This window comes from Streptomyces sp. CoH27 (genome assembly GCF_020181035.1).
Lineage (GTDB): Bacteria > Actinomycetota > Actinomycetes > Streptomycetales > Streptomycetaceae > Streptomyces > Streptomyces camelliae.
Genome location: NZ_JAIQYY010000037.1, coordinates 1 through 22,281, shown reverse-complemented (window position 1 = coordinate 22,281; position 22,281 = coordinate 1). Strand labels below are relative to the sequence as shown.

Annotated in this window: 23 protein-coding genes and 1 pseudogene; 8 read left to right on the top strand and 16 right to left on the bottom strand. The window is 70.5% G+C overall.

Features of this window, described 5'->3' with window-relative positions; genetic code table 11:
• Positions 1-33: 33 nt before the first annotated feature.
• From phzG to LE548_RS39350, 7 genes are all read right to left on the bottom strand, one after another.
• Positions 34-723 carry a phenazine biosynthesis FMN-dependent oxidase PhzG gene (gene phzG, locus LE548_RS39380; RefSeq protein ID WP_225101854.1) on the bottom strand — a complete coding sequence of 230 codons (690 nt, stop codon included), beginning with the start codon at positions 721-723 and terminating at the stop codon, positions 34-36.
• Between the two features lie 37 nt (positions 724-760).
• Positions 761-1,597, bottom strand: coding sequence for a PhzF family phenazine biosynthesis isomerase (locus tag LE548_RS39375; RefSeq protein ID WP_225101853.1), 837 nt, complete (start codon positions 1,595-1,597; stop codon positions 761-763).
• A gap of 96 nt (positions 1,598-1,693) precedes the next feature.
• Positions 1,694-3,595, bottom strand: coding sequence for a chorismate-binding protein (locus LE548_RS39370; protein ID WP_225101852.1), 1,902 nt, complete (start codon positions 3,593-3,595; stop codon positions 1,694-1,696).
• The gene (locus tag LE548_RS39365) at positions 3,592-4,215 is read right to left on the bottom strand and encodes an isochorismatase family protein (protein WP_225101851.1); all 624 of its coding nucleotides are present in this window, start codon (positions 4,213-4,215) and stop codon (positions 3,592-3,594) included. The genes LE548_RS39370 and LE548_RS39365 overlap by 4 nt, the downstream gene beginning before the upstream one ends.
• A 36-nt stretch (positions 4,216-4,251) precedes the next feature.
• Positions 4,252-5,439 (bottom strand): 3-deoxy-7-phosphoheptulonate synthase, encoded by a 1,188-nt coding sequence (locus tag LE548_RS39360; RefSeq protein WP_225101850.1) that lies wholly within the window; start codon positions 5,437-5,439, stop codon positions 4,252-4,254.
• A gap of 43 nt (positions 5,440-5,482) precedes the next feature.
• A complete protein-coding gene (locus LE548_RS39355; RefSeq protein ID WP_225101849.1) occupies positions 5,483-5,983 on the bottom strand; it encodes a PhzA/PhzB family protein in 501 nt (166 codons plus the stop codon).
• A 296-nt stretch (positions 5,984-6,279) separates the two neighbouring features.
• Positions 6,280-7,359: a polyprenyl synthetase family protein gene (locus tag LE548_RS39350; RefSeq protein WP_225101848.1), complete on the bottom strand. Its 1,080-nt coding sequence runs from the start codon at positions 7,357-7,359 to the stop codon at positions 6,280-6,282.
• Positions 7,360-7,684: 325 nt separating this feature from the next.
• On the opposite strand from LE548_RS39350, the gene LE548_RS39345 reads away from it, so the two are divergent.
• On the top strand, positions 7,685-8,446 hold the full coding sequence (locus LE548_RS39345; RefSeq protein WP_225101847.1) for a sigma factor-like helix-turn-helix DNA-binding protein: 762 nt from the start codon (positions 7,685-7,687) through the stop codon (positions 8,444-8,446).
• A gap of 86 nt (positions 8,447-8,532) precedes the next feature.
• Here the strand turns inward: LE548_RS39345 and metF are convergent, their stop codons facing one another.
• The 3 genes from metF to sigJ form a co-directional block, all read right to left on the bottom strand.
• The gene (gene metF, locus LE548_RS39340; RefSeq protein ID WP_225101846.1) at positions 8,533-9,438 is read right to left on the bottom strand and encodes a methylenetetrahydrofolate reductase [NAD(P)H]; all 906 of its coding nucleotides are present in this window, start codon (positions 9,436-9,438) and stop codon (positions 8,533-8,535) included.
• On the bottom strand, positions 9,435-10,451 hold the full coding sequence (locus tag LE548_RS39335; RefSeq protein ID WP_225101845.1) for a carbohydrate kinase family protein: 1,017 nt from the start codon (positions 10,449-10,451) through the stop codon (positions 9,435-9,437). Before LE548_RS39335 ends, metF begins: the two co-directional genes overlap by 4 nt.
• 208 nt (positions 10,452-10,659) lie before the next feature.
• Positions 10,660-11,589, bottom strand: coding sequence for an RNA polymerase sigma factor SigJ (gene sigJ, locus LE548_RS39330; protein WP_225101844.1), 930 nt, complete (start codon positions 11,587-11,589; stop codon positions 10,660-10,662).
• A gap of 154 nt (positions 11,590-11,743) precedes the next feature.
• On the opposite strand from sigJ, the gene LE548_RS39325 reads away from it, so the two are divergent.
• Positions 11,744-12,520 carry an SDR family oxidoreductase gene (locus LE548_RS39325; RefSeq protein ID WP_225101843.1) on the top strand — a complete coding sequence of 259 codons (777 nt, stop codon included), beginning with the start codon at positions 11,744-11,746 and terminating at the stop codon, positions 12,518-12,520.
• A gap of 136 nt (positions 12,521-12,656) precedes the next feature.
• Here the strand turns inward: LE548_RS39325 and LE548_RS39320 are convergent, their stop codons facing one another.
• Positions 12,657-14,207 (bottom strand): right-handed parallel beta-helix repeat-containing protein, encoded by a 1,551-nt coding sequence (locus LE548_RS39320; RefSeq protein ID WP_225101842.1) that lies wholly within the window; start codon positions 14,205-14,207, stop codon positions 12,657-12,659.
• A 249-nt stretch (positions 14,208-14,456) separates the two neighbouring features.
• Here LE548_RS39320 and LE548_RS39315 point away from each other — a divergent pair, with 249 nt between their 5' ends.
• Together LE548_RS39315 and LE548_RS39310 are read left to right on the top strand one after the other, a co-directional pair.
• The gene (locus LE548_RS39315; RefSeq protein WP_225101841.1) at positions 14,457-14,885 is read left to right on the top strand and encodes a hypothetical protein; all 429 of its coding nucleotides are present in this window, start codon (positions 14,457-14,459) and stop codon (positions 14,883-14,885) included.
• 170 nt (positions 14,886-15,055) lie between these two features.
• Positions 15,056-16,039, top strand: coding sequence for a BtrH N-terminal domain-containing protein (locus LE548_RS39310; protein WP_225101840.1), 984 nt, complete (start codon positions 15,056-15,058; stop codon positions 16,037-16,039).
• On the opposite strand, the gene LE548_RS39305 is transcribed toward LE548_RS39310, so the two are convergent.
• Positions 16,026-16,907 carry a class I SAM-dependent methyltransferase gene (locus LE548_RS39305; RefSeq protein WP_225101839.1) on the bottom strand — a complete coding sequence of 294 codons (882 nt, stop codon included), beginning with the start codon at positions 16,905-16,907 and terminating at the stop codon, positions 16,026-16,028. The two genes, LE548_RS39310 and LE548_RS39305, sit on opposite strands and share 14 nt — an antisense overlap.
• Positions 16,908-17,097: 190 nt before the next feature.
• Between LE548_RS39305 and LE548_RS39300 the strand changes: the two are divergent.
• Positions 17,098-17,285: pseudogene (locus tag LE548_RS39300) on the top strand (IS5/IS1182 family transposase); the annotation flags it as partial.
• Positions 17,286-17,300: 15 nt separating this feature from the next.
• On the opposite strand, the gene LE548_RS39295 reads toward LE548_RS39300, so the two are convergent.
• Complete coding sequence (locus tag LE548_RS39295; protein ID WP_225101838.1) at positions 17,301-17,672, bottom strand: helix-turn-helix domain-containing protein; 372 nt, start codon at positions 17,670-17,672, stop codon at positions 17,301-17,303.
• A gap of 74 nt (positions 17,673-17,746) precedes the next feature.
• On the opposite strand from LE548_RS39295, the gene LE548_RS39290 reads away from it, so the two are divergent.
• Positions 17,747-18,439, top strand: coding sequence for an NADPH-dependent F420 reductase (locus tag LE548_RS39290; protein ID WP_225101837.1), 693 nt, complete (start codon positions 17,747-17,749; stop codon positions 18,437-18,439).
• Positions 18,440-18,473: 34 nt separating this feature from the next.
• Here the strand turns inward: LE548_RS39290 and LE548_RS39285 are convergent, their stop codons facing one another.
• The gene (locus LE548_RS39285) at positions 18,474-19,946 is read right to left on the bottom strand and encodes an MFS transporter (protein WP_225101836.1); all 1,473 of its coding nucleotides are present in this window, start codon (positions 19,944-19,946) and stop codon (positions 18,474-18,476) included.
• Between the two features lie 97 nt (positions 19,947-20,043).
• On the opposite strand from LE548_RS39285, the gene LE548_RS39280 reads away from it, so the two are divergent.
• On the top strand, positions 20,044-20,643 hold the full coding sequence (locus LE548_RS39280; RefSeq protein WP_225101835.1) for an Lrp/AsnC family transcriptional regulator: 600 nt from the start codon (positions 20,044-20,046) through the stop codon (positions 20,641-20,643).
• A 140-nt stretch (positions 20,644-20,783) separates the two neighbouring features.
• A complete protein-coding gene (locus LE548_RS39270; RefSeq protein WP_225101884.1) occupies positions 20,784-21,050 on the top strand; it encodes an Lrp/AsnC ligand binding domain-containing protein in 267 nt (88 codons plus the stop codon).
• 217 nt (positions 21,051-21,267) lie between these two features.
• On the opposite strand, the gene LE548_RS39265 is transcribed toward LE548_RS39270, so the two are convergent.
• The gene (locus tag LE548_RS39265) at positions 21,268-21,666 is read right to left on the bottom strand and encodes a hypothetical protein (RefSeq protein WP_225101834.1); all 399 of its coding nucleotides are present in this window, start codon (positions 21,664-21,666) and stop codon (positions 21,268-21,270) included.
• Positions 21,666-21,932 (bottom strand): hypothetical protein, encoded by a 267-nt coding sequence (locus LE548_RS39260; RefSeq protein WP_225101833.1) that lies wholly within the window; start codon positions 21,930-21,932, stop codon positions 21,666-21,668. Before LE548_RS39260 ends, LE548_RS39265 begins: the two co-directional genes overlap by 1 nt.
• Positions 21,933-22,281 lie beyond the last annotated feature (349 nt).

Sequence of the window (22,281 nt, the reverse complement as noted above, 5' to 3'; positions counted from 1 at the left end):
TGTCTCCCAGGAAACTCGCAGGAACGGCAGGACTCAGGGCTGGAGCCGGCTGATCTCCCAGCCGCCGCCGACGCGTTCGTAGGACAGCCGCTCGTGCAGCCGGTCGGTGCCGTTGGCCCAGAACTCCACCGAGGCGATGTCGAGCCGGTAGCCCACGAATGTCGCGGGGCGCGGCAGCGGGCGCTGGGGCTCGCCCAGCTCCAGGGCCTCGGCGCGCAGCCGGTCGAAGTGGTCGAGGCCGGTCAGCGGCTTGCTCTGCCGGGAGACCGTCGTCATCGCGTGCGTGAAGACGGCACGCGCGAACCACAGGTCCTCCGACTCGGCGTCGGACAGCTGGGTGACCGGGCCGGCGAGCGTGATCTGCTGGCTGGTCTCCCGCCAGTACAGGACGCCGGACGCCCAGGGGTTCTCGGCGAGATGGCGGCCCTTGCGGCTGTCGGAGTGGGTGATGAACACGATCCCGGTGCCCGTCACCTTGCCGAGGTTGACGATGCGCGACGACGTGCGGCCCTGGGCGTCGGCGGTGGCCAGGGCCAGTGCGCGGGGCTCGCGCACCCCGTTCGCGACGGCGGCCTCAAGCCACGCGTCCAGCAGGCCCATCGGCTCGGCCGGCGGCGCGAAGAACTCGGGGAAGTCCACCGCGACGGTGCCGGTCATCGACTCGGAGCGGGTGGCGGCCGCCGCCGTGCCGTTGGCGGAGACGGACTGGGTCAGGTCAGACATGGAGCACTCCTTCGATGCGGAGACGGACTGGGTCAGGTCAGACATGGAGCACTCCTTCGATGGTGACCACACCGGGACCCGCGACCTCGACGGAGGCGACGTGGTCGCCCTTCCCGTGCGCCAGCGCGCCCATGGGAGAGGGGCGGCCGATCTCGACGCCCTGGGTGATCTCGATGCGCTGCCCGTACTCGATCAGGCCGTGCCGGGCGAGATGGATGGCGATGGGTCCCGCGGCGGAGCCGGTGGCGGCGTCCTCGACGACCCCGTACGCGGGCGAGAACATGCGGTTGCGCCACGAACTTCCCTCCCCTGCATAGCAGTTGGTCGCCATGTCGGGGAAGCGGGCCAGGGCGCGGTGATCGGGGTCCACCTTCGACAGCGCCTCGACGCTCTCCAGGCCGACGAGGACGTGCCGCGGGCCGTTGCGGTAGATCTCCACCGGGAGCGTCGAGGCGCTGATGCCGAGTGCCTCCAGGAGTTCCTCGGTGCGGTCGAAGGGCTCCCACACGGGCACCGGCTGCCGCATGCTCGTCGAGACCACCTTGCCGTCGGCGCGCTTCAGCTCGAAAGGGATCACGCCCATGGCGGTCTCGATCCGCAGCCCGTCGGCGTCGGTCCGCTGCCCGAGCGCGATGGCCGTGCCGAGCAACGGGTGTCCCGCGAAGGGCAGTTCGTTGACCGGGGTGAAGATCCGCACGTGGTGGTCCCCGCCCTGCTCGGGGGTGAGCACGAACGTGGTCTCCGACAGGTTCATCTCCCGCGCGATGCGCTGCATCTGCCCGGTGGTCAGGTCGTCGGCCCCGAAGAACACCGCCACCGGATTGCCGGTGAGGGGCTCACGCGCGAACGCGTCGACGACGACGTACGTATGCATCTGATGTCTCCCACGTGTCTGATGTCGGCGGGTGCCGGGCCGGCGCTCGGGGGTGGGCGCCGGCCCGGCAGTTCGGCCTGAGGCCGCTTGGGGCCCTCAGGCCCGGCGGGCGGCGGCCCCGGCCGGCGCGAGCAGCGCGGCCAGGCGCGTGCCCACGATGCGCGGCCCTTCCCTGGTCAGCACGGACTCCGGGTGGAACTGCAGGGAGGCGAACCGGGGGCCGCTCAGGGCGTGCACCTCCCCGGTGGCCGGGTCCCGGCTGACCCGGACCGGGCCCACGCCGTCCACCTCGAACCCGTCGTGCTCGGCAACGAGGGCGAAGGTGTTGTAGAAGCCGACGCGTTCGGCGCCGCCGAACAGGTCGATCCGCTTCTGCACGCCCTGGTTGGGCACCTCCCTGCGGCGCAGCGGCAGGCCGAGGCGCAGGCCGAGGACCTGGTGGCTGAGGCACACCGCGAAGAACGGCCGGCCTTCGCGCAGCAGGGTGTCCACCGCCGTGTGCAGGTGGCGCATCTTGGGGTGCGCCACCTCCTGCGGATCGCCCGGCCCCGGCCCCATCACGATCAGGTCGTGCCCGTCGAAGGTGTACGGCTCGTCGAAGCGGCGGACCGTGACCTCAAGGCCCAGGGAGCGCAGTTGCTGGTCCAGCATGGAGGTGAAGGTGTCCTCGGCGTCCACGACGAGGACCCTGCGCCCGGCCAGCTCCGGCCGGGCCGCCGCGCGTGCCTCGGTGTCGGTGAGCCAGAAGTCGGCGATGGAGTCGTTGCGCAGCCCCAGGGCCTGGCGCACGCTGGGGTGGTCGGCGAAGCGGGCCTTCTCCTCCCCGCCCAGCGCGGCGACGACTCCGGCCGCCTTGGCGCGGGTCTCCGCGGCCTCGGACGCCGGGTCGGAGTGGCGCACGATGGTGGCGCCGACGCCGATCCCGATACGGCCCTCGGGGCTGATGTCGGCGGTGCGGATGAGGATCGCGGAGTCCATGACCCGCTCGCCGGCCTCGTCCCGCCCGATCAGCGCCGCCGCCCCGCTGTAGTAGCCGCGGCCGCCGGGCTCGTACTGCGTGATGATCCGGCAGGCGCTCTCCAGCGGGCTGCCGGTGACCGTGGGCGCGAACATGGTCTCGCGCAGGATGTCGCGTACGTCGCGGCCGGTGTGCCCCTCGATGAAGTACTCGGTGTGCGCGACCCGGGCCATCTCCTTGAGGTAGGGGCCCACGACCCGGCCGCCGCCGGGGCAGATCCGCGCCATCATCTTGAGTTCCTCGTCGAGGACCATGTACAGCTCGTCGGTCTCCTTGCGGTCGCCGAGGAACTCCAGGACGCCCGAGAGCGTGGGGCCGGACGACGGGTAGCGGTAGGTGCCGCTGATGGGGTTCATGACCGCCGTACCGCCCTGGAGGCTGATGTGCCGCTCGGGCGAGGCACCGACGAGCGTGCGGGTGCCGGTGTGGATCAGGAAGGTCCAGTGGGCACCGGACTCGCGCTGCACGAGCCGGCGGAACAGCGCGGGGGCGCTGCGCGGCCCGTAGTCCGTGATGTCGGCGACGAAGGTGCGCTTGATGACGAAGTTCGCGCCCTCCCCGGTGCCGATCATCTCCTTGACGATGCGGCGCACGACCTCCTCGTACGCCTCGTCGTCCACGTCGAAGGCGCCGCCGGCCAGCGGGGTCGGTACGTCGGGGATGCGGGCCAGCGCCTCCTCAAGGGGCAGCCGCTGCTGGCCGGTGACGGTCATCGCCACCAGTGGGGTGCCGTCGTCGGCGCAGGCGAAGCCGCGTTCGGTCAGCTGCCGGTACGGCATGACGACGAGGACCTCGTGGCGCGCGCCGGTGCCGTCCGCCGGGCCCTCGGGCAGCGGGATGTCGGCCAGGGAGGCGGGCAGGGACACCTCGCCCGTCAGCACCTCCACGGCCCCGGGGCCGGTCGCACCAGGCCGGTGCAGCAGGGCGTAGGGCTGCGCCGGGCCGTTCAGCGCCTGGTCGAGCAGATCGGCACAGGTCATGCGAACACCTCTTTGGCGGTGACGACGCGGGCGCAGCGCTCCGCGGCGTAGGTGAGGGCCGAGCGGTGGTAGTCCTGCGAGAAGTCGGCCGTGGCGTCGGCGACGAAGAACGTCTGGATGTCGTTCGTGAATGCCTCGACGGCTGTGGCCAGCACACCGACGTGGGCGTACACACCGCACAGGATGAGCTGGTCGCGGCCCGCGGCCCGCATCCGCTGGAGCAGGTCGGTCCTGAAGAAGGCGCTGTAGCGCCACTTGGTGAGCAGCCAGTCGTGTGCGGCCGGCGCGAGGGCGTCGACCACCTGGCGGTCCTCGGGCGAGGTCCGCATGCCCGGACCCCAGAAGTCCTTGAGCAGACCGCGCTGTTCGTCGGTCATGCCGCCGGGCTGGGCGGTGTAGGCGACGGGGACGCCGAGCGCGGCACAGCGCTCGCGCAGCTCGGCGGCGTTGCGGATCAGATCCTGGCGCAGGGGGTCGGGGAACGGCTTGAGGAAGTAGCGCTGCATGTCGTGGACGAGAAGGACCGACCGGTCGGGCTCGGCCTTCCAGGGCACGGCGGCCGGCGGCAGGTCGCCCTCGGCGGGCAGCGGGTAGGCGGAGATGGGGGGTATGCCGGTCATGGCTTCGGTTCCTGTTCCTGCTCGGTGCGTGGGGGGTCAGGCGGCCCAGGACGAGATCACGGACACGGCCTGCCACGGCGTGAGGCGGGGGTCGCAGAAGGTGGTGTAGCGCTCGCCGACGGAGCCGAGGTCGGCCTCGGTGGCGGCGCACTCCGTGACGTCGTCGGGAGTCGTCTCCAGGTGCAGGCCGCCGGGGACGCCGCCGGCGTCGCGTACGGCGGTCACGAAGCGGGAGACCTCCAGGGCGAGGGTCTCCACGAGCCGGGTCTTGTGGCCGCTCGGCGCGGTGACGGTGTTGCCGTGCACCGGGTCGGTGAGCCAGATCGCCGGATGACCGGCCTCGCGCACCGCCTCGACCAGGCGCGGCAGCCGGTCGGCGACGTTGCCGGCGCCCATCCGCGCGATCAGGGTGAGCTTGCCCGGGTCGCGCCAGGGGTCGAGCCGCTCGCACAGGGCCAGCAACTCCTCGGGCTCCATCGAGGGGCCGACCTTGCACGCCACCGGGTTGGTCACCTGCGAGAGCATGGCGACGTGGGCGCCGTCGGCCTGGCGGGTGCGCTCGCCGATCCACGGCCAGTGGGTGGAGCCGAGGAACAGCCGGCCCTGCTCGTCGATGCGGAGCATGGGGATCTCGTAGTCGAGGAGCAGCGCCTCGTGGCTCGTCCACACCTGGGGGCTCGCCACGTCCCGGCCCGCGGCACGCTCACGCCAGCCCAGGTGGTCGATCACGTCGCTGGCGGCCATGTAACCGGTGAGGATGCGCAGCGGGTCGGCCCGGCGGATCTCGGCGTCCGGCTCCGGGCCGTTGACCATGTGGCCCCGGAACACGGGGAGTTCGACGCCGTCGATGTCCTCGGTGGGCTTGGACCGGGGCTTGGCGAACTGCCCCGCGATGCGGCCCGCGCGCAGGACGGGCTTGCCGGTGATCAGGCCGAGCGTCCCGGCGAGCAGGTCGAGCACCGCCACCTTGCGCGCGACGTGCTCGGGCCGGCACTCCTGCGGATCCTCGGCACAGTCCCCGGACTGCACCACCAGGGCCTCGCCCGCAGCCACGGTGCCGAGCAGGGTGCGCAGGGTTGCCACGTCGTCGGACTGTACGAGGGTGGGGCGGGTGGCGAGTGCCTCGCCCACGCGGCTCAGTTGGAGAAGATCGCTCCACTGGGGCTGCTGCAGCGCCTCGCGGACACGTATCTCGTCGATGACGTCCTTCGCGACGTCCTTCATGGGTACTCCGATCCAGAGGTTGTCGTTCCCGTCAGCCGTCCGGTCAGGTGGGGATTCCCGTGCGCTTGATCTCGGGGACGGGGATGCCGAGGGCTCGCAGCTGCTGGAAGGGGTTCATGAACTCGCGCTGCCGCTTGATCTTCCCGTTCTCGAACTCGAACGAGTGCAGGAAGTGGTTCTCGTAGTAGCCCTCCGGATAGTCCCCGAAAAGGATCTTTCCGTGGCCGTCGCACTCCACCCAGAAGTGGTTGGGGTCGTCGGTCTCGAAAATCCGGACGTTGTACCACTCCCAGTCCGGGAAGCACTTCAGGGACCAGACGGCGTGCTCGCCGAGCCGGTCCCGGCCGTGGGTGGCGACGGGCGAGCCGGTGTCGGTGGTCCACAGACCGCCGACACCGTCCTCGGTGAACAGCTCGTGCCGGCGCAGCCGGTCCTGGCCCCTGGTGTTCATGTACTGCTCGACGATGGCGCGGTTGTGGCTCCGCACCTCGGCATCGTCGGCGAATGCGTCGGTGCGTGCAGTGGTGTCTGCGGGTTCGGACACAGTGGACCCCTGTGTGGTGTCGGAGAGTGAAGGAAAGATGAGCGGCCGAAGCCCCGTGAGAGCGAGGGGGCTGATGCGGCAGGGGCAGCGACAAGGGCTTGCCCGTACAGGCCGGCGGACAGAGCGCCGGCTCACTGCCCCACACATGGGCTCAGACTGAGCTCACACATGTTCCGGGCAGGAAAGACGTACACAAATGGTGACACATACCAACTCTTCCCACCAATACCCCCTTGGGGTGACCTGGGTCACCCCAACGGGGTTGCGTGTGGCGGGAGTTGAGCATCACGCGCGCGTCACGACGTCCGCTGCGTCGCACTGATCGCCATGGCGGTCAGCTGGTGCTTCGCGAAGTCGGTGGCGCTGCTCGCCCGCAGCGCGGCGAGCGCTCTGCCGGTACGGCGCTCGATGTCGCGTTCGACATGCCCCACCGCGCCCACCTCGGTGATGACGGCGCGCATGGCGGTGAGCTCGTCGTCGGTGAGCGGCGTGCCGATCTTGGTGCGGAGGAACTTCGCCGCGTCCGGGTCCTGCTCGTCGGCGTACTTCAGCGCCGCCGCGAACAGGGTGGTGCGCTTGCCCTGGATCAGGTCGCCGCCGGACGGCTTGCCGGTCTCCTCCGAGGAGCCGAACACACCCAGGATGTCGTCGCGCAGCTGGAAGGCGACACCGATCTCGTCCCCGAACGTGCGGTAGGCGGCGATGAGTTCGGCGTCCGCGCCGGCGATCGCGCCGCCGATGTGCAGCGGGCGCGCCACCGTGTAGGAGGCCGTCTTGTACTGGTTGACCCGCAGCGGTGTGTCGATGTCCTCGTCGCCCGAGACCTCGGCCGTCAGGTCGAGCATCTGTCCGTGCAGGACCTCGGTGCGCAGGCCCGACCACACCGGGGACACCCGCGTCAGCGCCGGTACCGGCAGCCCGGAGGTGTGGACCAGGTCGTCGGCCCACCCCTGGGCCATGTCTCCGATCAGGATCGCGGCGCCCGTACCGTACAGTTCCGCGTCGCCGGTCCAGCACAGCTCCCGGTGCCGGTCGGCGAAGATCACATGGGCGGCGCGGGCGCCACGGCGGGTCGGGGCCGCGTCGATGACGTCGTCGTGGACGAGGAGCGAGGCGTGGAGCAGCTCCAGCGCGGCACAGACACGCACCACGGCATCGGCCGTGGGGTCCTGCGCGTCGCCCCCGGCGCCGATCCAGCCGAGCCATGCGAAGGCGGGCCGTACACGCTTGCCGCCGCGCAGCACATAGGCCTCCAGCTCGGTGACCGCGTCGGCGCAGGCCGCACCGATCTCCGCGGCCTCCGTGCGGCGGTCGGCGAAGAACCGGCGCAACGCGTCCTCGACGGCTTCCACGGGGCAGATTCGGGTGCTGGTCATTGCGTCAACTTCCCTAAGTCTCTGAGGCCATCACCGAGCCGTTCACGAGTTTTTCCGTACTGGCCCGAGTATTGGCGAAGGGACTTGAGGTCCGGTTGAGTTCTGTTCGCCCGGGCACGCGCCGCACCGCCGATTCTGGAACCGCGCTGCAACTGAACTCGAACTTCCCTTGTCCGCAGGGGACTTGGCGATCCTGCCTTACCTAGGATGGGTCGCGAGAACCCCCCTTCCGAGGCGTGCCCGCTGCTCATCCCCCGTCAGCGGGCACGCCTTTCGGTGAGCGAACCGGGTGACGGCCGCCCGCAGCCAGTTCCGAGGAGCCGGTGTGACCAGAGCTGAGGAGTTCGCGAGGCTACGGCCCCTGCTGTTCGCGATCGCCTACCGGATCCTGGGCGACGCGCGTGCGGCTCAGTACGCGGTACAGACGGCCCGGCTGCGCTGGACGGCGGAGCCGACGGGGCCCGCGTCCGTCGAAGGGCATCTGGCGGCCGACATCACCCGGATCGCGGCCCGGGCCCTGCACTCGGCCCGTGTCACACAGGGCGAGCTGGTCGGGCCGCTGCTCACCCGCGTGGTGACGGACCCGGACCGTCCGGCGGACCTGGAGGAGTCACTGTCGCTGTCGGCCCTGATGGTGCTGGAGCGGCTGTCCCCGCTCGAACGCGCCGTCTTCGTGCTGCGGGAGGCGTTCGGGTGCGGCCACGCGCAGATCGCGTCGGCCCTCGGATGCTCGAAGGAGGCGAGTCGCCACATCGTCGCCGCTGTCGCCGCGGTCAGCGACGGCGGCCGTGCTCCGCTGCCCTGGCCCACATGCGTCACGGGCGCCTGGAACATCGCCAGGCTGCTGACCGCGATCGTCCCGCCGCTGCTGCGGGTGGGCGTCACACTGGAGGAGTGCCAGGTGAACGGCCGGCCCGGTTCGGTCTTCCGGGGCCGGGACGGCGCGGTCCTGCAGGCCATAGCGCTCGACGCCGGCGACGGACGGGTACAGCGCGTGCACCTGGTCGCCCCGCCCGCGGGGGCCGGGCACGCCGATCCGGTGGCCGAGGCCTGCGCCGTCCTCCGCGAGGCCGGCCGGGCGGACTGAGCTGCCCGGCCGGGCCCACGGGGGGCATGACCCGGACCGGGTCATGCCCCCGACGTGCTCCTCCCGTGTCCGGCAGGGCGGTGGAGTCAGCGGTGCGGTGCGAGGACGCGCCGGGCGCTCCAGGAGTCCTGTACGGCCCGGTGGATCTCGGGCGCCGCGGTCGACCGGTTGAGCGTGATGTAGTGCAGTCCGGGAGCCCCTTCGGCAAGGAGGCGCTCGGCCATGGCGGTGGCGTACTCGACTCCGATGCGATGCCCCTGCGCGGGATCATCCCGCACGGCCTCCAGGCGGTGCGCGAGCTCCTCGGGGAAGGCAGCCCCGCTGAGTTCGGCGAAACGGCCGATCTGGCGGGCGTCGGTGGCCGGCATGATCTCCGGGATGATGGGGATGTCACAGCCCGCGGCGGCCACCCGGTCGCGCAGCCGCAGATAGTCCTCGACGTGGAAGAACATCTGCGTGATGGCGTAGTCGGCGCCCGCCCGGCACTTGGCGACGAAGTGACGGATGTCGCTGTCCCAGTCACGGGACCGCGGATGACGCTCGGGAAAGGCCGCGACGCCGATGCTGAAGTCGCCCAACTCCCTTACCAGAGAGACCAGTTCGTGGGCGTAGGTGAAGCCGTCGGGGTGGGCGACCCACGGTGCGTTCGGGTCGCCCGGCGGATCCCCGCGCAGGACCAGGACGTCCCGGACCCCGGCGTCGGCGTACTGGCCGATGATGTGGCGCAGTTCCGCCACCGAATGCCCGACCGCGGTGAGGTGGGCGACGGGCCGCAGCGTCGTCTCGGTCGCGATCCGTTTCGTCACCTCGACGGTACGGTCCCGCGACGAACCCCCCGCGCCGTAGGTGACCGACACGAAGTCCGGTGCCAGCCGCTCGACCTGGCGGATCGCGTGCCACAGGTTGCGCATCCCGGCGTCCGTCTTCGGCGGGAAGAACTCGAAGGAGAAGGAAGGGGTCCGACGGTCGAGGACCTCGCGCAGCGTCGTCACGGCCGGCCTCCGGTGCTGGTCGCGCCCAGGACGGGGGCGAGGGGTTCGGCCGCGCCGGGGCCGTAGGCGCGCTCGACGACGGCGGACAGCTCGCCCCGGTCGACCTCGTGGCACTGCGACCCCACCGCGCCGAGGGCCACGGAGGCCAGCGCACAGCCCAGGCGGGCCGCGGGTTCGAGCGGCACCCCAAGGCTGACGGCAGCCAGGAACCCGGCGCGGAACGCGTCGCCGACCCCGGTCGGGTCGAGCGTCTCGGCGTCGTGGACCGCGGGGACGACGAGGGGGGCCGATCCGGCGCGTTCGATGCGCACACCCTGTGCGCCCAGGGTGGTGACCCAGACGCCGACCGCGGCGAGGACGTCACCGTCGCTCCAGCCCGTGCGCTCCTTGAGCAGGGCGGCCTCGTACTCGTTGGTGAACAGCCAGGCGGCGCCGTCCGCCAGGTCGCGGACCTGGTCACCGTCCAGGCGGGCCAGCTGCTGCGAGGGATCGGCGGCGAAGGGAATGCCCAGAGCCCGGCATGCGGCGGTGTGGCGCAGCATCGCCGCTGGATCGTCGGGCGAGACCAGGACGAGCCCGGGACGCTCGGATCCGGCTGCGGTTGCGGTTGCGGTGAGCAGTGCGCCCAGGTCGATGTCGCAGGCCTCCGCCATCGCGCCCGCGTAGAACGCGGCGATCTGGTTGGCGTCATCGTCGGTGATGCACAGGAAGCGTGCCGTCTGCCGCTCGCCGGAGACCCGCACCCCCGCGGTGTCGACACCGTGGTCCTTCAGCCACACCTCGTACTCGGCGAAGTCGGAGCCGACTGCTCCGACCAGCAAGGGAGACAGTCCGAAGCCGCCGAGCCCGTAGGCGATGTTCGCCGCGACCCCGCCCCTGCGCACCTCCAGCCGGTCGACGAGGAAGGAGAGCGAGAGATGGGCGAGCTGGTCGGGCAGCAACTGCTCGGTGAACCGCCCGGGGAAGACCATCAGATGGTCGGTGGCGATGGATCCGGTCACCGCAATGCGCACGAGGTCTCCTTCGGTCGCTTCGGTTGCTCCGTTGCGCGGGCGAGTCCACCCGTGTCCCCGTCACGATGCCCAGCCCCGAAAGAGCCGGGCTCGAAACACGATGGACCCGGCGCGGAACCGCCGGTAGCTGCCTGTGGAGCGGAACGACGCCGCAGCTCATACGGCGCGCACGCACCACAACAGCGACTGAAGCGACCGAAGCCTGCGGTCATACGCTCCACGGCCGGAGTTTGTGAGGATTGCGGACGGCCCAGATCCGCCGGATACGGCCGTCGGTCACGGCGAAGGCGAGCACGGACAGGGCGATGCCGTCGCGCTGTACGACGAGTCCGGGCTGGCCGTTGACAGCGCACTCCAGGATCGAGACGCCGGGCAGGCCGGCGAGGCCGACGAAGGTGCGGGCGACCTGTTCGCTGCCGTGGACGGGGTCGAGGGTGGCGTTGACGATACCGCCGCCGTCGGCGACGGCCAGGACATCGGGGTCGAGCAGCCCGATCAGGGCCTTGATGTCCTGGGCCTCCCACGCCTGCCGGAAGTCACTGACCACCTCGGCACGTTGGGCGCAGGAGCCGCTGGGAGTCTGTGCGTCGCGGATACGACGACGGGCGCAGGAGGCGAGCTGGCGGCAGGCGGCCGGGGTGCGGCCGACGATGTCGGCGATGTCGTTGAAGGGGTAGCGGAAGACGTCGTGCAGGACGAAGGCGACGCGTTCGGCCGGGGTGAGCGATTCCAGTACGACGAGGAAGGCCATGGTGACGGACTCGTCGAGGGTGACCCGGTCGGCCGGATCCACGGCGGTGCTGCCGGTGCGGGAGCTGACCCACCGCGTACGGTCGGGAACGGGCTCGGGCAGCCATTGGCCCACATACATCTCCCGCCTGGCCCGTGCCGAGCCGAGCAGGTCCAGGCAGATACGTCCGGCGACTTTGGCGAGCCAGGCCCCGGGCGACTCGATGGCCTCCTGCTGAACCGGCGTCATGGCATACCAGCGGGCGCACGTCTCCTGCACGACATCCTCGGCATCGGCCAGCGAACCCAGCAGCCGGTACGCCAGATTGATCAGCGCACGCCGTTCACGCATGACCGCGCCCAGGCTCGGATCCAGTCGTTCGTCTCGCTGCGGGGATCGGGTGCTCATGGTGTCGACATCTCCTCACATCGCACTGCCGTCACCTGTCCGACGAGACAGCACCGCGAACTGTCAGGCGGCGCGGACATCACCTCACAGTCCGCGGCCCCACGTCGTCGTAGTACTCGGCAACGCATTCCGGGTGCACAGGAGGGACTGGATCATGAGTAGGACCATCACGTTCGCGGTGGCGGGAGCAACCGGACGACTGGGACGCCACATCGTCGACGTCCTCACGGAACGGGACTACGAAACCGTGCCGATGTCACGGGCCTGCGGAGTGGACATCGTCACCGGTGAGGGCCTTGCCGAGGCACTCGCCGGGGTCGACATCATCATCGACGCCGCGTCCTGGCCCGCCTCCGACCAGCAGGCCGCGGCGGAGTTCTTCCACGCGTCCACCCGTACTCTGCACGAGGCCGGCCGGAAAGCGGGCGTCAGCCACATCGTCGTCGCCTCCGTCATCGGCGCCGACCGGTTCACCGCCGGCTTCCTGGCCGCCAAGCAGGTGCACGAGCAGCTCAGCCTGGCCGGCCCGCTACCGGCCCGCATCCTGCGCGCCGCGCAGTTCCACGAGTACGTCGCCGAGCACCTGGACCGGCAAAAGGACGGCGTGGCCCACATCCCGGCCTGGCCCAGCCGGCCCGTGTCCGCCCGCACGGTGGCCGAGGCCCTGGCCGACCTGGCCCTCTCCCCCGACACCCCCGCACGCCCCACCCCCGGAACACCGATCCCGGAAATCGCCGGCCCCCGCAAGGAGATCCTGGCCGAGGCAGCCGCCCTCCTCGGCGCCCGCCGCGGCATCCGGGTCATCGGAGTCGACATCCCGGACGCGAACGACCCGGACGCCGAGACCTACGCGGGTGGCGGCCTGCTGCCCAGCCCGCATGCGAGGCTGGCGGGGCCCAGCTTCGAGGAGTGGGTGGAGAGCCAGGGCTGAGAACTGGTCGAGCTTGAGTGGACGGGCATCGCCATCTTTGGGAGGAGTCCGGCTTGGCAACCTCGCCTCCGCCCTCAACGGCGTCCCCGGTGTCCGGCTCAGCAGCTCGGGCCGCTGAGCCGGACACCGGAAACGGCTACCGGCAGAACGCGTTCCTCGGCAGACCCGCGCACGGACGCCGCATGCTCGCCTGCGCGGTAAATGGCGCCAGTTCGAGGCCGGTCCGCTGCGGATAGGCCGCGTCCGGGACCGGGCAGGGGCCGAATCCCGCCGCGCACACCAGCTCGCCGGCGAGCAGCTGGTCGTCGCCGACTCCCGCGCCCTGGCCGCACGGCGGGCCGTCCACCGCACGGCTCTGGATCGATGCCGGGTCGCTGGTCGGCGCGCCACCGCCGGTCCCGCGGTTCCCGTAGAAGCAGTTGTGCGGGGCCGTCGTCGACTCGTTGGCGAGATCCCCGTTGGTCGGGTTGCCGAAGGAGCCGTTGCCGCTGAACTGGTTGGCCGCCACCACGTTCCCGTAGGAGAGGAACACGCAGACGCCGGTCAGCTGCACCCCGCCCTGGCAGTGGCTCAGCGGCGGCGGGGTCTCGCTGTCGGGGAAGTCGTGCAGCACGACGCCCCAGCTGCCCTGCTGCTCGATCCGGTTGCCGCGGAGCGTGTCGCCGTGACCGCCCGAGATCTCGATGCCGGCGCCGATGGCGCCTGCCAGCCCGGACACCGGGACGTTCGGGTTGTTGTTCTTGTGGATGTAGTTGTGCTCGATGAAGGTGCACGAGCGCTGCGGTGCGCCCACGCAGCTGCCGTCCTGGGGTGGGGGCGCGTCGTCGTTGTTGAGCGAGTTGACGACGATGCCGGTGCGGTTGTTGTCGAACTCGGAGTCGCTGATGGTGTAGCCGCCCGAGTTGATGCCGGAGAAGCCGATGGCCGAGTTCTGGCCGTGCGCGTCGGTCAGCGTCACCCCGCAGATGTTGCGGCACGCGCCCACGTAGTAGTCGGAGTCGCCCATGTTGGACGCATAGGTGTGCGCGATGTCCGCTGGGCCCGTCGCGTTGGACGCGAAGATCCCGTACTGCGCCATCGACGCGCTCGGGTCGGCCGAGCCGTAGCCGGAGGTCGCGGTCAGATAGGCGCCGTGGTAGCCGTGCAGGCCGATCTGCCCGCTGCCGTCGCCACCGTTCCACCAGATCTGGTTGCCGCCGCTGCCGTCGGTGCCGGACAGGTAGTTGCACACGGTGAGGTTCTCGATGGAGACGTCGTCGGCCTTGGAGACTTCGATGCCGCTGCGGCCGGTGGTGTCCTGCGACGTCAGGTCGGCCGGGCACGGCTGCGCCGCGGTGCCGTTGCTGCCGTCGACGACCACCCGGTTGCGGTCCAGCCCGCGGATGTGGATGCCGGGCGTGGTGATCAGCACGCCCGCCTCCTTGGTGGCCTTCTCGTGGTAGACGCCGGGCCAGACGAGCACCCAGTCGCCCGTGCGTGCGGCGTCGGCGGCGGCCTGGATGGTTCCGTACTGGTGCGCCGAGCTGCTCGGGCAGCTGACGGTGCTGGCGTTGCAGACGAGCAGCACCTGCGGATCTTCCCGGTCGTGTGCGGCCGCCGCGGGGGCGACCCCGCCCGCCGTCAACGCCAGGGTGCCGAGCAGGGCCGGCAGGAGTCTGTTGCGTCGCGGGGCTGACCTCTGTCCCACAGCAATCCTCCGTCACTCAAGTGAGCTGACGTAGTGTCAGATGGACTCGGCCTCCGGGCCCGCCCAGGGGAAGTCAAACAGCCACGCAGAGCCGCCCCAGTGCGAAGCCTTCACCCGAATCCGCAGGTGGGAGGACCGATGACTCATTGTCAGATCCGCGGATCGGGTCAGGCTGAGAGCGCCTCGGCCCTGCAGTCGCCGTGTCTGTCAGTCCGGCCGTTGTCAGTGCCTGCCGGCAGGATCACCGGCATGACACCGTTGCTTCTCACCGACATCGAACGAGCCGTTCGCAGCAGTTGGAGTGCCGAGACGTGCACGCCTGAATACCGATCGCGCTGGACCAAGGACAATCCGGCCCGGGATCAGTGCGGGGTGACCGCCATGGTGCTCAATGACCTGCTGGGAGGCGAGTTGATTCGCGGAGAGGTCCACGTCGGCGGAGAGCGCGTGGACTACCACTGGTGGAACCGCCTGGGCCTGGGCATCGAGATCGACCTCACCCGCGAGCAGTTCGGACCCGAGGAGATCGTCACCGGAGGCATCGTGATTCCCCGCCCGCCGGTGACCGAATGGCGCAGGCTCCGTGAGGAGTACGAGCTGCTCCGCGACCGCGTCCTGGAGAAGCTCGATCGGCAGCAGGCGACGGCCGCAGCGGCGGTCCCTCGTCAGCCGGCTTGAACCATGTTCGACTGACCCGCCGTTCCCTGACGAGGGAGCCTGCCAGGCCGGTTACGGAGTGTCACATAGGGCTCTTCGCGTACGGTCCCTCGCCCGCGCGGCATACGGCGCACGGGAGCCCAGGGCCTGTCCGGGGCGTCGTCGTCAGGTGAGGGAGAAGAATGACCGGCATGACCATGGTGAAAGGCATCGATGCCCGCGGTATGCAGCACTGCGAGACCACGGCGCTGGGCGTGCTGCTGCGGCATGAGGGACTCGACTTGTCCGAGCCCATGCTGTTCGGGCTCGGCTCCGGGCTGTCCTTCATCTACTGGGACAGCAAAGGCATGGCTTTTCCCTTCCTGGGAGGCCGGGTCAAGCCGTTCGAGCTCACCAGGAACCTGGTCGCCGTACTCGGGCTTGAGCTGCTGGTCAGGGAGACCACCTCCCCGCGCAAGGCGTGGCAGAACGTGGCGGCACCCATCGACGCCGGTCGTCCGGTGGGCCTTCAGCTCGACAGCTACCACCTGGACTACTTCAGCACCAAGGTGCACTTCGGCGGGCACGTCGTGGCCATGTACGGCTACGACGAACAGGACGCCTACCTGGTGGACACCGACCCGCAGGGCGGAGCCGTCTCGACCAGCCTCGCCGGCCTGGCCAGGGCCAGAGCCGAGCGCGGCCCCATGACCGCCAAGCACCGCTCCTTCACCATCACAGCGCCCAGCAACCTGACGTCACCACAGGACCGGATCATCCCCGCGATCAAGGCCTGCGCCGACGCCTTCCTGAACCCGCCCATCGCGAACCTGGGCCATCGGGGGATCGAGAAGACCGCCAAGAACGTGCCGAAGTGGCTGCAGCGCAGCCACAATCCGCAGGAGGACCTGCCACGGGCCGCCGTCCTCATGGAGAGGGCCGGCACCGGCGGTGCCCTGTTCCGCAATCTCTACCGGGACTTCCTCGCCGAGTGCGCCCAGCTGATCGGCAGCAGCCACCTGCGCACCGGCCACAGCCTGTATACCGAGGCCGCCGCCCTCTGGACCCAGGTGGCCGCACTCATCGCGACAGCAGGCGAATCCGGCGACGCGAAGAACCTCACGCAGGCCGGCTCCATCCTCCACGAGCTCTCGCGCATCGAACGCGATGCGATGCAGGCACTCAGCCTGCTTTAGGTCGGGGGTCGCGGGTGCTCGGGCTGGTCGTGGGCGGTTGTCTGTGGTGGCCGTCCCGGCCGGCGCCGCGGATGGGTCGGCCTGGCTTTACCGCCAGCGTCGCAAAATAGTTCGACATGTATGGGGCGGATGCGTTGGATTGGTGCGGTGCTTCTGCGAAGCCGGTGAGGACGAACCCTGCGGCGAGTTGCCCGCCGATCTGCTCGGTGAGGGTGTGACTGTATTCAAGAGGGGCATCCGCGCCGAACTTCGTGGCGCGTTCCTCGGCGGAGTACTGCGTCACATCGCTGTAGGGCAGCTTGTGCACGACGACCAGCTCGCCGCGCTCGTCGAGGGCCTCATGGTCGAACAAGTACACATCAGGGTTGAGGAAGCCCACGAGCAGAGTTCCGCCCGGTCGCAGGATGCGGAAGCACTCACGCCACACCGGCGCCACGTCGGGTACGAATACGTTCGAGACCGGGTGGAACACAACGTCGAATGCTGCGTTGCCGAAGGCGCTGAGGTCGCGCATGTCACCCAGGACGGTGCGCAGCTCAAGTCCGTCGCGCGCCGCCACCATCTGGTCCTGGCCGAGCTGACGGGGCGAGTTGTCGAACACGGTGACCCGCGCCCCTGCGGCGGCGAGGATCGGCCCCTGCTGGCCACCGCCGGCGGCCAGGCACAACACGTCCTTGCCGGTCAGGTCTGTCGGCAGCCAGGAGCGGTCGACCGGCTCACGCCCGATGAGAACAATCGACCAGTCGCCCATGCGGGCGCGTTCGACCTCCTCGGTACTCACCGGCCTCGTCCACTCGTTGCCCTCCTGGACATACTTGTCCCAGGCTGCCCGATTATGGACACCGGGGTCGACGACAATGTCCTGCACGTTTAACTCCCTGCTGCAGCCAAGCGGACACCAGCGGTACCGACAGTTCGATGCCGATAGCCAACACGATCACAGGTGCGAGCTCAACGAATTAGCGGGCGTCACAGGTGCCCAGGGGCTCGCCGGGTGGTCGCGCAGCGGGTGCGTGAGCGCTGGGTCGTGACGAGGCACCCTCGGTGGCGGTTGCCTGGTCCGGGACCTCGGCGTGAAGCCGCTGATCGCCCGCCGCGGCACCGAGCACGGCTCCGGCGTGGGCACCCAACGATGCGTCGTGGAACGCGCATTCGCCCACCCGCACTGGTTCCGCCGCGGATCCGCTGGGAGATCCGCGACGACATCCACGAAGCCTTCCTCACCCTCGGCTGCGCACTCATCTGCCGGCGACGGCTGCGCTCACTCCGAGGGGCACTGGGCGGCCGTGCATCCGGCTTCCTGGGCTGCCATGACCTCATCGCCATGCTCGAAGGCCCACGCTCCGACTGCGTCGATGGGCACCAACAAAGTCCGGCCCAGCGCGGTGAGTTGGTAGTCGACGCGCGGTGGCGCTCCGGGGTGTGCCCGCCGGTCCACCAGTCCGTTGGACTGCAAGCGCCGCAGAGTCTCAGTGAGGACCTTGGAGCTGATCCCCCCGATCTGCTCGCGTAGTTCGACCGGACGTCTGGGACCGTCGCGCAAGGCCCAGACCACCACGGCGTTCCAGGTGTTGGACAGGAGGTCGAAGGCCAGGCGAGCACGGCAGTCGGCGAGGAAAGCGTCGGTCGTCACGTACCAAATGGTGCCCGACAGGCCCTCTAGCGTCGTTGCGAATGGTCCAAGCAGGTCGTGGGAGGAAATGCGTGATGAGAATCGGCGTACTGGGCACGGGCAACATGGCGGACGCGCTCGCCACCCACTGGGTCCGGGCCGGGCACGACGTGGCCGTCGGAGGACGGGACATGCACAAGGCGGAGCGACTCGCGACGCGCCTCGGGGGCAGTGCGAAGCCTGTCAGCCTGCGTGCGGCGGCCGAGTTCGGTCAGGTGGTGCTGGCCGCGCTGCCCTTCGGCGCGGGTACGAGCGTGGTGCGGGAACTACGAGCGGTCATGGACGGCAAGGTGCTGATCGACTGTTGCAATCCGGTCGGCCCGGGCTTCCGGCTGCTGACACAGAGCGGCCTCTCGGCCGCACAGCAACTGGCTGCGGCGGCGCCAGGAACCCATGTGGTCAAGGCGTTCAATCTCTGCCACGAGGACGTGTGGCGTATGTCGCCGCCCATCTTCGACGGGCGCCGACTGGCCGTTCCGGTCTGCGGAGACGACGAAACGGCTCTCGCCCTCGTACACCAGTTGGTGCGGCATGTCGGCTGCGAACCCGTGGCCGGCGGCTCTCTCGAACGAGCCGGACTCCTGGAAGCGACCGCGGCACTCTTCATCGGGCTATGGGTCGGCGAGGGAGCCGATGCCCAGGCCATCGCACCCCCGCTGGCCTATGCCGCCGGACCGGGAGACGAGGAACCACAAACCACCGATAAGGCTTTTCGCCAGGAGTTCTGACTCCAGCCGACGGCGGTCACCATGGATAGCTGACCTACGCTCCGTCCGGGTGCGCCAAGGCACGTTTCTTCGTGCCTTGGCCGCGCGATGGGCGCCGCGGGAGCATCATGGCCGTGGTCACCGCGGTGCCGAGGATGAGCGCGGCGGCGAGGCAGAAGGCGTTGCGGGCGCCGGTGAGCGCGGCAGCGGCCGGGGTGGGGTCGCCGGGCGCGGCGGCATGGAAGAAGAGGCTGCCGAGCAGGGCGACGCCGAGAGTGCCGCCGAGTTGCTGCACCGCGTTGAGCAGGCCGGCGGCGGAGCCCGTCTCGTGTGGGCGGACTCGGTGCAGGGCGGTGGTGAAGAACGGCACGGCGTACAGGCCCTGACCGATCCCGGCCACGGCCAGCGCGGGCAGCAGCAGCCAGGGGTAGGAGGCGGGCGGGCTGGTGGCGTACACGGCGGCAGCCGATACGACTCCGGCGAGCAGGGCCAGCAGGCCGACGCTCATGACCCGGGCCCCGTAGCGGGGTACGAGCCAGGCGCCGGCGACCCAGGACGACAGCGCCATCGTCGCGGACCACGGCAGCAGCGTGAAGCCGGCCGAGAGGACGTCGCGGTGCAGGCCCAGCTGCATCTGCAGCACGGCCACCAGCATCAGGCCGCCCACCACCGCGAAGAACAGCACGCTGGACACCAGTGCGGCGGTGAAGCCGCGGTCGGCGAACAGGCCCGGCTCGATGAGCGGGCTGCGGCCGCTGCGGGCCCGCCGCCGCTGATGTGCGGCGAAGCCTGCCAGCACCGCGCCACCGGCGGCGAGCATGGCCCAGCACCAGCCTGGCCAGCCATGTGCGCCGCCTTGGATGAGCGGATAGACCAGCAAGCTGCTGCCCAGGACCGCCAGCAGCGTGCCGGCGTGGTCCAGTCGCGGCCGGAGCGCGGCACGGTCCTCGTGCAGCAGCGGCGTGGCCGCCAGCACGGCGGCGCCGAGGGGGACGTTGACGAGGAAGACCGCGCGCCAGGAGGAGCCCAGCACATCCGCTTGGGTCAGCGCGCCGCCGACCATCGGGCCGGTGACCGCGGCGAGCCCCATGACCGGTCCGATGGTGCCCATGGCCCGGGCCAATGCCGGGCCGGTGAACATGGCGCGGATCATGCCGATGGTCTGCGGGATGATCAGTGCTGCCGCCGAGCCCTGCACCGCCCGCAGGGCGATCAGCGCTGCCGTGGACGGTGCGAGTGAACACCCCAGTGAGGCCAGGACGAAGCCGGCCATGCCGAGGCGGAACACCCGCCGCCGGCCGACGATGTCACCCAGCCGCCCGCCGGTGATCAGGAAGACGGCGAACGGCAAGGTGTACGCGGCGCTGAACCACTGGATGCTGGAGGCAGGGCCGCCCAGACCGGCGCGGATCACAGGGGCGGCGACGGTCATGATGGTGGCGTCGAGGAGGTTCATGGCCTCGGCGACCAGCAGCACGGTGAGTGCGGCCCAACGCCGCCGCGGAGGCGGGGTGGTGGAGTACGACATGCGCCCGAGAGTGCGCCCTGCCGCCGGGACACCTCCACTTCGGGCAGCTGGATTGCCGAATCATTCCATGCGCATGTCTCTGGTGCATGATTTTCACATGCTGGACGACATCGACCGTGGTCTCATCCACGCCCTGCGCATCGACGGGCGGGCGCCGTTCAGCGCGATCGCCGACGTCCTCGACGTCTCGGCGCAGACGGTCTCCCGCCGCTACCGGCGGCTGTGTGCAAGCGCTGCGCTGCGGGTGGTCGGCCTGGCCGAGCCGGAGCGCAGCGACCGCACCCAGTGGCTGCTGCGGCTGGCCACGGGCCCGCGCGTCGCGCAGGACCTTGCCGACGCGCTGGCCCGCCGCGCCGACACCTCCTGGGTCAAACTCGCCTCGGGCGGCACCGAGATCGTCGCGATCGTGCACACCTCCACCGCCGACGGGCCCTCCGGGCACGCGCTGCTGTTGCACGACATCCCGCGCACGGCCGGCATCACCGCGGTCTCCGCACATTGCGTGCTGCACACCTACCTCGGTGGGCCCACCGCCTGGTCCGGCCATCAGCAGTCCCTCGACGCCACGCAGCAGCGCCGCCTGCGCGCCGCCGTAGCCGAGGCGGCTTCTGCCACCGCCGCTTCTGGGGGGCGGCTCTCACCGATGCCGATTCCGACCTGCTCGCCGCCCTCCAGCGCGACGGGCGGGCGAGCCTGAGCAGCCTGGCCGCGGCCACCGGCTGGTCACCCGCCACCGTCGCGCGCCGGCTGGAGCAGCTGCGGGCCGACGGCCGGCTCTTCTTCGACGTCGAACTCGACTCCGCCCTGCTGGGCGTCGCCACGCAGGCGCTCCTGTGGATGGCCGTCGCCCCCGCTCACCTCGACCAGGTCGCCCGTACCCTGGCCCGGCACCCCGAGCTGGCCTACGTGGCCGCCGTCACCGGCCCCCACAATCTCACCGCCCATGCCCTGTGCCCCGACCCGGCGGCGCTGCACCGCTACCTCACCGAACGCCTGGGCACCCTGAAGGCGATCCGCGCCCTGGAGACCGCGCCCGTGCTGCGCACGCTCAAGATGGCCGGTCCGCTCCCGGCCGCCGGCAAGCCGCCCATGCGCCGCCGTTAGCTCGTGCCGGCCGACGCACGGCCGTGGCATGGGAGGAACAGCTCCTACCGCCCCCAGACCAACGGCAAGGCCGAACGCTTCAACCGCCCTGCTCGACGAATGGGCCTACGCCCACCCCTACTCGCCCTGCACCTGCTTCGATCCGCGCTCGTGCACATCAACGCCCTTCTGCTTCAGCAGGTCCTCGCCGAACCGGCCTGGGCGACAAGCTTGGGGCCTACTCGTCGGGGTGGACGGCCTGGACGCCGGTTCCTTCGTACAGCTCGGGCGTCAGGGTGAGCAGGAAGCGGCCGGTGGGAAAGTCCGCGGAGGGGCGGGCGGCGTGGATGGCGTGGACGGCCGCCCAGGAGTGCCCGGCGCGCAGCAGCCCGGTGGCGGTGACCGCGGCCTCCGTGTCGAAGGGCTCGACCGTGACGAACCGCAGCCCGTCGATGTAGGCGAGGAGACCGGGCCGCTCGGTGTCGCCGGCCGTGAGGGAGAGCACCGGGGCGTACAGGGTGCCCAGCCCGCCGGAGGCCTGAACGTAGAACGCGGCCACGGCCTCGTTGTACGGATCCTTGGGATCGTGGAGGGCGGTGGCGGTGGTGTGGTCCAGGACGACCGCGATCTGCCCCACTACGCGGCCGCCGGGTCCTGGCCGGCGCCGAGCCGCTGAAGCAGGCCGCGGGCCTTCGCCTCGGCCTGCTCGCTGGGCACGGTGCCCAGGACGGAGGCGAGCTCGGCGCGGGCCTGCTCGACGCGCTCCGCGTACTCGGCCTCGGTCGGCCGGCTCTCGGCGAGCTCTTCGACGAGCTGCCGGATCGTGGTGCCCTGCTCGCTCGCCAGCGCGGCCAGCCGGTCGCGGGTGGCCGCACTGACCTTGATGCTCGTTTCGTCCGCCATACCCACCACTCTACTGCCAGTAGAGGACTGATGCAGGGCCTCGGCGTATTCGTGCGGCCATAGCGTTCACTTTTCATCCATTGCAACAAACGAAGCGCTTGTCGTTGCGTTACCAGCGAGGCCGTTGCAACAATTTCCTTGACTTGACCTGCATAGATGCCAATCTCTCGCAACGAACGCGTTGTCAGACCACGGAAAGCAACGTAGCGTTTCCAATGTCAGAAACGACGAACGAAACCACCGGAGAGCATCATGCAGAAGTTCGCCACCGCCGCCCCGATCACCGTCGTCCTGGACATCCCCGCCGGACGCGTCCAGCTCTTCGCCGCCGACCGCGCCGACACCAGCG

What these genes read in the sequence shown, in the direction of transcription:
- sigJ (WP_225101844.1), bottom strand. Translation starts at nt 11,589, where the DNA reads ATGAGCACCCGATCCCCGCAGCGAGACGAACGACTGGATCCGAGCCTG.
- LE548_RS39360 (WP_225101850.1), bottom strand. Translation starts at nt 5,439, where the DNA reads ATGAAGGACGTCGCGAAGGACGTCATCGACGAGATACGTGTCCGCGAG.
- LE548_RS39270 (WP_225101884.1), top strand. Translation starts at nt 20,784, where the DNA reads ATGGCCGTCGCCCCCGCTCACCTCGACCAGGTCGCCCGTACCCTGGCC.
- LE548_RS39365 (WP_225101851.1), bottom strand. Translation starts at nt 4,215, where the DNA reads ATGACCGGCATACCCCCCATCTCCGCCTACCCGCTGCCCGCCGAGGGC.
- LE548_RS39375 (WP_225101853.1), bottom strand. Translation starts at nt 1,597, where the DNA reads ATGCATACGTACGTCGTCGTCGACGCGTTCGCGCGTGAGCCCCTCACC.
- LE548_RS39315 (WP_225101841.1), top strand. Translation starts at nt 14,457, where the DNA reads ATGACACCGTTGCTTCTCACCGACATCGAACGAGCCGTTCGCAGCAGT.
- phzG (WP_225101854.1), bottom strand. Translation starts at nt 723, where the DNA reads ATGTCTGACCTGACCCAGTCCGTCTCCGCCAACGGCACGGCGGCGGCC.
- LE548_RS39370 (WP_225101852.1), bottom strand. Translation starts at nt 3,595, where the DNA reads ATGACCTGTGCCGATCTGCTCGACCAGGCGCTGAACGGCCCGGCGCAG.
- LE548_RS39290 (WP_225101837.1), top strand. Translation starts at nt 17,747, where the DNA reads ATGAGAATCGGCGTACTGGGCACGGGCAACATGGCGGACGCGCTCGCC.
- LE548_RS39350 (WP_225101848.1), bottom strand. Translation starts at nt 7,359, where the DNA reads ATGACCAGCACCCGAATCTGCCCCGTGGAAGCCGTCGAGGACGCGTTG.
- LE548_RS39260 (WP_225101833.1), bottom strand. Translation starts at nt 21,932, where the DNA reads ATGGCGGACGAAACGAGCATCAAGGTCAGTGCGGCCACCCGCGACCGG.
- LE548_RS39325 (WP_225101843.1), top strand. Translation starts at nt 11,744, where the DNA reads ATGAGTAGGACCATCACGTTCGCGGTGGCGGGAGCAACCGGACGACTG.
- LE548_RS39285 (WP_225101836.1), bottom strand. Translation starts at nt 19,946, where the DNA reads ATGTCGTACTCCACCACCCCGCCTCCGCGGCGGCGTTGGGCCGCACTC.
- LE548_RS39310 (WP_225101840.1), top strand. Translation starts at nt 15,056, where the DNA reads ATGACCATGGTGAAAGGCATCGATGCCCGCGGTATGCAGCACTGCGAG.
- LE548_RS39280 (WP_225101835.1), top strand. Translation starts at nt 20,044, where the DNA reads ATGCTGGACGACATCGACCGTGGTCTCATCCACGCCCTGCGCATCGAC.